Genomic DNA, 8,146 nt, shown 5'->3' on the forward strand with positions numbered 1-8,146 from the left:
TCCTTGGGTTGCGTTTAAGCGCGATGAATATCTAGCGGCGACGAACGCGGAAAATGGCAATTTCACCAAATAGATTGGGCCATAGCCGCGATTTCCAGTGACCTTGATGATCCCCCACGCCCACCGCGCGATCAACAATCATCAAGCCCTTCTCGCGGCACAGGTGCTCAAAGTCGTTGAACGTTGAGAGATGGATGTTGGGCGTGTCGTACCAGGCGTGGGGCAGCGATTTGGATACCGGCATATAGCCGCGCAGACCCAAATGAACACGGTGACGCCAGTAGGCGAAGTTGGGGAAAGTGATGATGCCCTCTTCGGCGACACGCAGCATTTCATCGAGCATCTTGTCCGGACGGCGCAGCGCCTGCAGCGCCTGGGTCATGATTACCTGATCATAACTGTTATCGCAGAAGCTGCTTAAACCGTCATCCAGGTTGTGCTCAATCACGCTGACGCCCCGGGCGACGCAAGCATTAATGCCGTCATGGTCGATCTCTAAGCCATAGCCGGTCACGCCCTTATTGTTAGCCAGGGTCTCAAGCAGTTCGCCGTCGCCGCAGGCGAGGTCGAGCACGTGGGCTCCTTCGGGCACCCAGTCATAAATCAGTTCAAGATCGGCGCGCATCATGGCGTTTCCTCTGAGCTCTTTGCATCTTCGCTTGCTTCATCTGTACCCGCTTCGGCGAGGCTAAGTTCGCCGGCAGCGCGGTTCATAAAAGCGCTGAAGATGGCGTCGTAGCGCGGCTCTGAGAGTAAGAAGGCATCGTGCCCATGGGGCGAGTCGATGTTGGCGTAGCTAACCGCTTTGCCCGCACGAATGAGCGCATCGACCAGCTCGCGGGAGCGCGAGGGCGGAAAGCGCCAGTCGGTGGTAAAGCTAACAATCAAAAACGGGCACTGCGCTGGGGCCAGGGCTTTGGCTAAGTCGCCCCCTTGGGTCGCGGATGGGTCAAAGTAGTCCAGCGCTTTGGTCATCAGCAGGTAAGTATTGGCATCAAAGGCGGTGGAGAAAGTGTCGCCCTGATAGCGCAAGTAGGACTCCACCTGAAACTCAACGTCAAAGCCGAAGTTAAGGTCGTCGCTACGCAAATCGCGGCCAAACTTGCTGCCCATGGCGTCTTCGGACAGATAGGTGATATGGCCCACCATGCGCGCGAGCTTAAGCCCGCGTTTGGGTACGGTGTCGTGCTCGGCATACCAGCCGTCAAAAAACTCCGGATCAGAGCGAATCGCCTGACGGGCTACTTCGTTGAAAGCGATATTTTGCGCCGAGAGCCGTGGCGTGGCGGCAATCACCACCGCATTAGCCACCCGCTCTGGGTAGGTCATTGTCCATTGCATCACCTGCATGCCCCCCAGGCTGCCGCCCACCGCGGCGGCCCAGCGCTCAATCCCCAGGTGGTCGGCAAGCCGCGCTTGGCTGGCCACCCAATCGCTCACCGTGACCATGGGGAACTCAGGCCCCCACTGGCGGCCGGTGTCGGGGTTATGACTGACCGGCCCGGTGCTACCATGGCAGCCCCCCAGGTTATTAAGCGACACAACAAAAAAGCGGTTGGTGTCGATCGCTTTGCCGGGGCCAATATGGGCATCCCACCAGCCGGGCTTGCGGTCTTCTTCGCTGTGGTAGCCCGCGGCGTGGTGGTGACCCGAGAGCGCGTGGCAAATCAGTACCGCGTTACTGCGATCGGCATTCAATGTGCCGTAGGTTTCGTAAATCAGCTCGTAGGCAGGCAGCACTTTGCCGCAGGCGAGAGCTAGCGGCGTGTCGAAGCGTGCCACGTGCGGGGTGACCACTCCGACGGAGCCCGCCGGTCGGTCTGCAAATGCAAGCGTATCTGAGTCAGGCATTGAAGGCGCTAGTCCTGCTGAAAGAGGGCGACTGAAGTAGATCCTGTAAACCTCTGATTAACTATTGCGCTTGCCCATACGGCGTTAAAAATCGCCTCAAAATGCTCATTTACAACCTGTAAATTCCGCTTTTTCGTTGATTTTTGCCTTGTCTGGCCTGCACTCATTACGTTAATCAGAGGCTTCCTTGCTAAGAATACGAAGATGGCAGTTGCCATCACAGCCCGACCAGCGCGCCGGAAATGCCCGCCGCACGAATCAGGGCGCCGACCACCAAACCATCGATCAGGTTAATGGCGATAAACACCACGATAGGCGATAGGTCAATCATGCCCAGCGGAGGAATCACTTTGCGTACCGGGGCCATAATCGGCTCTACCAACTGCATAACCAGCAGCGCACCTGGATGGCTGGCGTTGGGCGCTACCCAGCTCAAAATAATCATCACAATCAGGGCGAAGAAGTAGATTTTTAAAATTGCATTCGCCAAGGCGGCCGCACCGGCAATCAGCAGTCCAGCAATGGGCGGCATGCCAACGCCAATCACCATAAAAATGGCGATGATGCTAGCCACTTTCAATACAAAGCCTGCTGCTAAGGTGGCGAGGTCGAAGCGGCCAGCCACAGGGCCTAAAAAGCCTTGAAATAGCCCCACTACCGGCTGGGTGATTTTGACCACCGATTGGCTTAACGGGTTGTAGTAATCCGCCCGCGACGCCTGCAGCAGGAAGCGCAGCATGAGTAAAAAGAGGTAAATATTGATGAGGGTATTTACCAGCATTAACCCTGCACTGCCCAATTCATTGCCCATTATTATGTCTCCTTGATGATCCGGTAGCTTAGGCTGTGTTAGCCGAATGGCTGCATTAGCTGCCGCTTAGTTCCTTGGCCATTGCCTGGGCGCGGTCGGCGCAGGCCTGCATGGCGTCGGCAATCGTGGTGCGCAATTGTGCCTCTTCCATATGTTGAATGGCACGTTCGGTGGTGCCGCCCGGCGACATAACGTTCTGTTTCAGCGTGGCCGGGTCTTTATCACTCTGCTGCGCCATGGTGGCCGCACCCAGCGCGGTTTGAATAGCCAGGCGGCGCGCGGTGGCGGCAGGTAGGCCGAGTTTAACCGCGGCTTCTTCCATGGCTTCGAACATCAGAAAGAAGTAGGCCGGGGCGCTACCAGAAACAGCGGTGACTGCGTCTAACAGGGCTTCTTCTTCCACCCACTCCACAATGCCGACCGCTTCCATTAACTGGGTGGCCACGTCACGCTGGGCATCGCTGACGTTGGCATTGGCGTAGAGGCCGCTGGCGCCATAACCGACCAACGAGGGCGTATTGGGCATGCAGCGTACCATGGCATTCTGGCCGCCTAGCCACTGGTCGATCGTGCCGGCATCCAGGCCGGCAGCAATCGAGATAACCAACGGCTGCTGGCGCTGAACGCTGTCGCGCAACGCTTCGCATACGTTGCGCATGATTTGTGGCTTCACCGCGAGTACCACCACATCGGCCTCAGCCACCGCCGCATTGTTGTCGGTGTCTGTATTGATGCCTAAGCGTTGTTTAATCGATGTCAGTTCGCTGTCATTCGGCGCGGTGGCGGTAATAGTAGAAGGCGCGACGCCGCTGTCGATTAGGCCGCCGATAATGGCGCTGGCCATATTGCCGGCCCCAATGAAGGTAATCTTATTCGCCATGGTAGGTGTCCCTTAAGTAAAAGTGTTCTACGTAAAAAAGTGGGCTACTTTTCGTCTAAGCCGATGGGCGAGCGCCGAAAATTGCAGTGCCCAAACGCACCAGCGTGGCGCCTTCCAGCACCGCTGCTTCTAAATCGTCGCTCATGCCCATCGAGAGCGTATCAAGGGGCGCGGCTGGCAAGCTGCTTTGTAAGGCGGTAAAAGCTTCGCGTAGTGCTGCCAAAGGCTGGCGCTGAGCACTTATATCCTCTGTTGGAGCGGGGATCGCCATTAAACCGCGCAGGCGCAGATTAGGCAGCGTGGCGACTTCTTTGGCCAATTCCTCTAACTCCTCGGGCAGCACACCAGCTTTGCTCTCTTCTCGGCTGATATTAATCTGCAGGCAGATATTGAGCGGCGCAAGGTGCGTTGGGCGCTGCTCGTTAAGGCGTTTGGCAATTTTTAGCCGATCGACGCTGTGTACCCAGTCAAAGTGCTCGGCCACAGAGCGGGTTTTGTTGGACTGCAGGGGGCCAATGAAATGCCATACAATGCCGTCAAGATCAGTAAGTTCGGCCTGCTTTTCCAGCGCTTCTTGCAAATAGTTTTCACCAAATTCACGCTGACCCAACTGCCAAACCTGACGAATCATCGCCGCAGGCTTGGTTTTGCTGACGGCCAGTAGCTTGGCTGCACCCTGGGCGCGCCCCGCGTTCTCTAATGCATTATGCAGGCGTTCAAGCGCCTGAGCATATGAATGGCCGAGTGACTCGTTAAGCGCGATGTCTGTCATACTCAAGCACCTTACCGCAGCTGGGAAGAGAGATGGATATTACCGAACTGCTAGCATTCTCGGCAAAGCAGAATGCCTCTGACTTGCACCTTTCGGCCGGTTTGCCGCCCATGATACGTGTTGATGGCGATATTCGTCGGCTCAATGTGCCCGCTATCGATAATAACGATGTGCGTAAATTGATCTACGCCATCATGAATGATCGTCAGCGGCGCGACTACGAAGAGCACCTGGAAATTGATTTTTCCTTTGAAGTGCCGGGGATCGCCCGCTTTCGTGTTAACGCCTTTACGCAAGCTCGCGGGGCGGGGGCGGTGTTTCGCACCATTCCCAATCAAGTACTTTCCATACAAACCCTTGGGCTCGGTGAGGTGTTCGAGCGCCTGGCGATGTTACCGCGGGGCCTGGTGCTGGTGACTGGACCAACCGGGTCGGGAAAAAGCACCACGCTGGCCGCCATGATCGATTACATTAACGATCATCGTTACGAGCACATTCTCACCATTGAAGACCCCGTCGAGTTTGTCCACGTTAGCAAGCGCTGTTTGATTAACCAACGCGAAGTGCATCGCGACACCCATAGCTTTGCCGATGCGTTGCGTAGCGCGCTGCGTGAAGACCCGGATGTGATTCTGGTCGGCGAGCTGCGTGATCTGGAGACTATCCGCTTAGCACTGACCGCTGCTGAAACCGGTCATCTGGTGCTGGGAACGCTGCATACCACCTCTGCCGTCAAGACAATCGACCGGATCATCGATGTTTTTCCCAGCGAAGAGAAAGCCATGGTGCGCTCCATGCTTTCGGAATCGCTCCAGGCAGTGGTGTCGCAATCGCTGCTTAAACGTCAGGGCGGCGGGCGCGTAGCGGCCCACGAAATCCTCATGGCCACTTCTGCAGTGCGCAACTTGATCCGCGAAGACAAAGTGGCACAGATGTACTCAGCCATTCAAACCGGTGGTAGCCTGGGTATGCAAACGCTGGATGCCGCGCTGTCTCGGTTAGTCAATGAGGGCGTTGTAAGCATAGAGGAAGCCCAGGCTCAGGCTAAAGGCACTCTCGCCGCAAAAGATGAATAATTTAGGCTTTGTACGAAAACTGCCTGCGCTCGGCCATGCTGTGTTAAATAACGGCTCGTGCGCGAGTCCGATCAAAATGCTCATTTACACTCCGTAAACTCCGCTTTTTCGCCGTTTTTTTGCCTTGCCTGACCTTCGCTCGCCGACTTTTCGTATAAAAGCCTAAGCCTTGTGACGTACCCACTGCTTTTCTTTGAGGTCTAGGGGCGTATTCAAACAATGAGTATTAGGGGGCATAGATTCCGCCCAATACCCGGGGGCCCTGCGCGCCGGTGACTGAGGGCAAGTTGCCTGGCAGGTGGTGCAGACGCTGGTGCGCCAACCAGGCAAAGGCGCCCGCTTCAATCCAGTCTTCAGGCCAGCCGTACGCCGCTGGCGAAGTGAGCGTGGCGCGAGGGAGATGATAGGCAAGGCGCTGCATCAAATAGGCGTTGTGGGCGCCGCCGCCAGCGGTGATCAGCGTCAGCGGGCCACTACCGATCCGCAGTTGTTCAATGCCGTGAGCGACACTGACGGCGGTGAGTTCAGCCAGCGTCGCCTGAACATCGGCGGCGGCTTCCTGGCCGCTAAGATGTTTTCGTAGCCAATCCAGATGAAACAGCTCACGCCCTGTGCTTCTCGGCGGTGGTTGCTGGAAAAACGGTTCTGATAACAACCGAGCTAACAGCGCTTCATCTATCTTTCCACTAGCGGCCCAGTCGCCGTCCTGGTCAAAGCGGCCGCCCTGGTGCAAGGCAAACCAGCCATCCAGTAAAACATTCGCGGGGCCGGTATCAAATCCGATCACTGGATCGGTCGGCTGGCTAGAAAGCCAGGTGAGGTTGGCAAAGCCGCCTAAATTAAGTACCAGCTGATGCGCGTCTGCTCGCCCAAATAGTGCCTGATGAAAGGCCGGTGCCAGCGGTGCCGCTTGACCGCCTGCGGCTAAGTCTCTGCGACGAAAATCGGCGACCACCGTGCAGCCGGTGAGTTCTGCCAGCAAGCTTGGATTATCCAACTGCAGTGTATACGCCGGGCCGTCGCTGTGGCCTGCGGGGGCATGCTCAATGGTTTGGCCGTGACTGCCGATAGCACTGATCTGTTCTATACCCACTGAAAGGGGTGCTAATAAGTGCTGCACGGCTTGGGCCTGGCATTGGCAGAACGCGTGTTCCGCTGCTGCGAGCTGCGCAAAACTGACCTGCTCTGCATGGCACAGCTTAAACAGTAGGCGATGAAGCTCGTCCGGCATCGGTTCGGCATGGGTTGCCAACAGGTGCGGCGGCGAATCACCTTCGATGGCGATAAGTGCTGCATCGATACCGTCCAGACTAGTGCCGGACATCAGGCCAATATAGTAAAGCGGCGTAGCGGTAGGCGTTTTCATAAGCGAACTCGTACAAAGCTGGGCTGAGACTAAACCAGGGTGAGAGCGAAACCAAGGCTCAACCAAGGCGAGCGAGCATGGTAACATCGTCGGCTATTTATCACCTGAGCCCGGTAAGGGCGGTTCTTTATAGTGGAGAGAGGCAATGAGTGAGGTGGATCAGGCTTTAGCGCTGCTGTCGCGGGGTACGCATGAAATCCTGGTAGAGGATGAGCTAAAACAGAAGCTGGCTTCAGGCCGCAAACTGCGTATCAAAGCGGGTTTTGATCCCACGGCCCCTGACTTACACCTGGGGCACAGCGTATTGCTGACCAAAATGCGCCAGTTTCAGGATTTGGGGCACACGGTTATCTTTTTGATCGGTGACTTTACCGGGCGTATTGGTGACCCTACCGGTAAGAACGTGACGCGCAAACCGCTCACTGAAGAGGATGTGAAAGCCAACGCCGAAACCTATAAAGAGCAAGTGTTTAAAATCCTCGACCCTGAAAAGACCGAGGTACGTTTTAACGCCGAATGGTTTGGCGAGCTCTCCGCTGCCAAAATGATTGAGCTGGCTGCCCAAAGCACCGTCGCCCGTATGCTGGAACGGGATGACTTTGAAAAGCGCTATAAAGCCAATCAGTCCATTGCCATTCACGAATTTCTCTACCCGCTGGTACAGGGCTACGACTCGGTAGCGCTTGAGGCGGACGTGGAGCTGGGCGGCACTGACCAGAAGTTCAACCTGCTGATGGGGCGCGAAATTCAAAAACACTTCGGCCAGGAGCCCCAGGTGGTCATTACCATGCCGCTGTTGGAAGGGTTAGACGGCGTGCAGAAGATGTCGAAGTCCCTGGGCAACTACATTGGTGTCGATGAAGCGCCTGGCTCCATGTTCAATAAGCTGGTCTCCATGCCGGATAGCTTGATGTGGCGCTACTTTGAGCTGCTCTCTTTGAAATCGAACGAAGAGATTGACGCACTCAAGCAGAATGTTGAGCAAGGCGCTAACCCGCGGGATATAAAAATGGAGCTGGCGCGGGAGCTGATTGCTCGTTACCACGGGGATGAAGCAGCAGCCAATGCGCACAAGTCAGCGGGTAATCAGCTGGCTGATGGCGAGTTGCCAGAAGATCTGCCGGAAGTCACGGTCGATTTTGAGGGCAGTGAGCAAGCACCTATTGCGGCAGTGCTTAATAGAGCTGAGCTTGCGAACAACAGCGCCCAGGCCAAAGACATGCTGGGTAATGGCCGCGTCAAAGTCGATGGCGACGTCGTTGCCAAAGACACCATGCTGGCGACAGGTAAGAGCTATGTTATTCAAGCGGGTAAGAAACGTTACGCCCGTGTGACGCTTATTTGAACTTTCTGTCAAAAAGCCCTTGCCAACCCGTCAGCGAATCCGTAA

At 56.2% G+C, this 8,146-nt stretch carries 8 protein-coding genes; 2 read left to right on the forward strand and 6 right to left on the reverse strand.

What is annotated here, in order from left to right:
- Positions 1 to 31: 31 nt before the first annotated feature.
- The 5 genes from metW to K7H09_RS19190 form a co-directional block, all read right to left on the reverse strand.
- Positions 32 to 625: a methionine biosynthesis protein MetW gene (metW, locus tag K7H09_RS19170; RefSeq protein WP_027958266.1), complete on the reverse strand. Its 594-nt coding sequence runs from the start codon at positions 623 to 625 to the stop codon at positions 32 to 34.
- The gene (gene metX / locus K7H09_RS19175; protein WP_138801354.1) at positions 625 to 1,851 is read right to left on the reverse strand and encodes a homoserine O-succinyltransferase MetX; all 1,227 of its coding nucleotides are present in this window, start codon (positions 1,849 to 1,851) and stop codon (positions 625 to 627) included. The genes metW and metX overlap by 1 nt, the downstream gene beginning before the upstream one ends.
- A 217-nt stretch (positions 1,852 to 2,068) precedes the next feature.
- Entirely contained in the window at positions 2,069 to 2,662 is a 594-nt protein-coding gene (locus K7H09_RS19180) for a YggT family protein (protein ID WP_009287945.1), read from the reverse strand.
- A 55-nt stretch (positions 2,663 to 2,717) separates the two neighbouring features.
- Positions 2,718 to 3,542: a pyrroline-5-carboxylate reductase gene (gene proC / locus K7H09_RS19185; RefSeq protein WP_022520687.1), complete on the reverse strand. Its 825-nt coding sequence runs from the start codon at positions 3,540 to 3,542 to the stop codon at positions 2,718 to 2,720.
- A 55-nt stretch (positions 3,543 to 3,597) separates the two neighbouring features.
- Positions 3,598 to 4,314, reverse strand: coding sequence for a YggS family pyridoxal phosphate-dependent enzyme (locus K7H09_RS19190; RefSeq protein ID WP_230805521.1), 717 nt, complete (start codon positions 4,312 to 4,314; stop codon positions 3,598 to 3,600).
- Between the two features lie 32 nt (positions 4,315 to 4,346).
- Here K7H09_RS19190 and K7H09_RS19195 point away from each other — a divergent pair, with 32 nt between their 5' ends.
- Positions 4,347 to 5,390 (forward strand): type IV pilus twitching motility protein PilT, encoded by a 1,044-nt coding sequence (locus K7H09_RS19195; protein WP_138801351.1) that lies wholly within the window; start codon positions 4,347 to 4,349, stop codon positions 5,388 to 5,390.
- 226 nt (positions 5,391 to 5,616) lie between these two features.
- On the opposite strand, the gene K7H09_RS19200 is transcribed toward K7H09_RS19195, so the two are convergent.
- Positions 5,617 to 6,756: an anhydro-N-acetylmuramic acid kinase gene (locus tag K7H09_RS19200; RefSeq protein ID WP_027958271.1), complete on the reverse strand. Its 1,140-nt coding sequence runs from the start codon at positions 6,754 to 6,756 to the stop codon at positions 5,617 to 5,619.
- Positions 6,757 to 6,901: 145 nt separating this feature from the next.
- Here K7H09_RS19200 and tyrS point away from each other — a divergent pair, with 145 nt between their 5' ends.
- Complete coding sequence (tyrS, locus tag K7H09_RS19205; protein ID WP_230805523.1) at positions 6,902 to 8,101, forward strand: tyrosine--tRNA ligase; 1,200 nt, start codon at positions 6,902 to 6,904, stop codon at positions 8,099 to 8,101.
- Positions 8,102 to 8,146 lie beyond the last annotated feature (45 nt).

This window comes from Halomonas sp. IOP_14, assembly GCF_021021315.1.
In the GTDB taxonomy this organism is placed as follows: Bacteria; Pseudomonadota; Gammaproteobacteria; order Pseudomonadales; family Halomonadaceae; genus Vreelandella; species Vreelandella titanicae.

Bases quoted from the DNA above. Each gene is read 5' to 3' on its own strand.
- metW (WP_027958266.1), bottom strand. From the start codon at position 625: ATGCGCGCCGATCTTGAACTGATTTATGACTGGGTGCCCGAAGGAGCC.
- metX (WP_138801354.1), bottom strand. From the start codon at position 1,851: ATGCCTGACTCAGATACGCTTGCATTTGCAGACCGACCGGCGGGCTCC.
- K7H09_RS19180 (WP_009287945.1), bottom strand. From the start codon at position 2,662: ATGGGCAATGAATTGGGCAGTGCAGGGTTAATGCTGGTAAATACCCTC.
- proC (WP_022520687.1), bottom strand. From the start codon at position 3,542: ATGGCGAATAAGATTACCTTCATTGGGGCCGGCAATATGGCCAGCGCC.
- K7H09_RS19190 (WP_230805521.1), bottom strand. From the start codon at position 4,314: ATGACAGACATCGCGCTTAACGAGTCACTCGGCCATTCATATGCTCAG.
- K7H09_RS19195 (WP_138801351.1), top strand. From the start codon at position 4,347: ATGGATATTACCGAACTGCTAGCATTCTCGGCAAAGCAGAATGCCTCT.
- K7H09_RS19200 (WP_027958271.1), bottom strand. From the start codon at position 6,756: ATGAAAACGCCTACCGCTACGCCGCTTTACTATATTGGCCTGATGTCC.
- tyrS (WP_230805523.1), top strand. From the start codon at position 6,902: ATGAGTGAGGTGGATCAGGCTTTAGCGCTGCTGTCGCGGGGTACGCAT.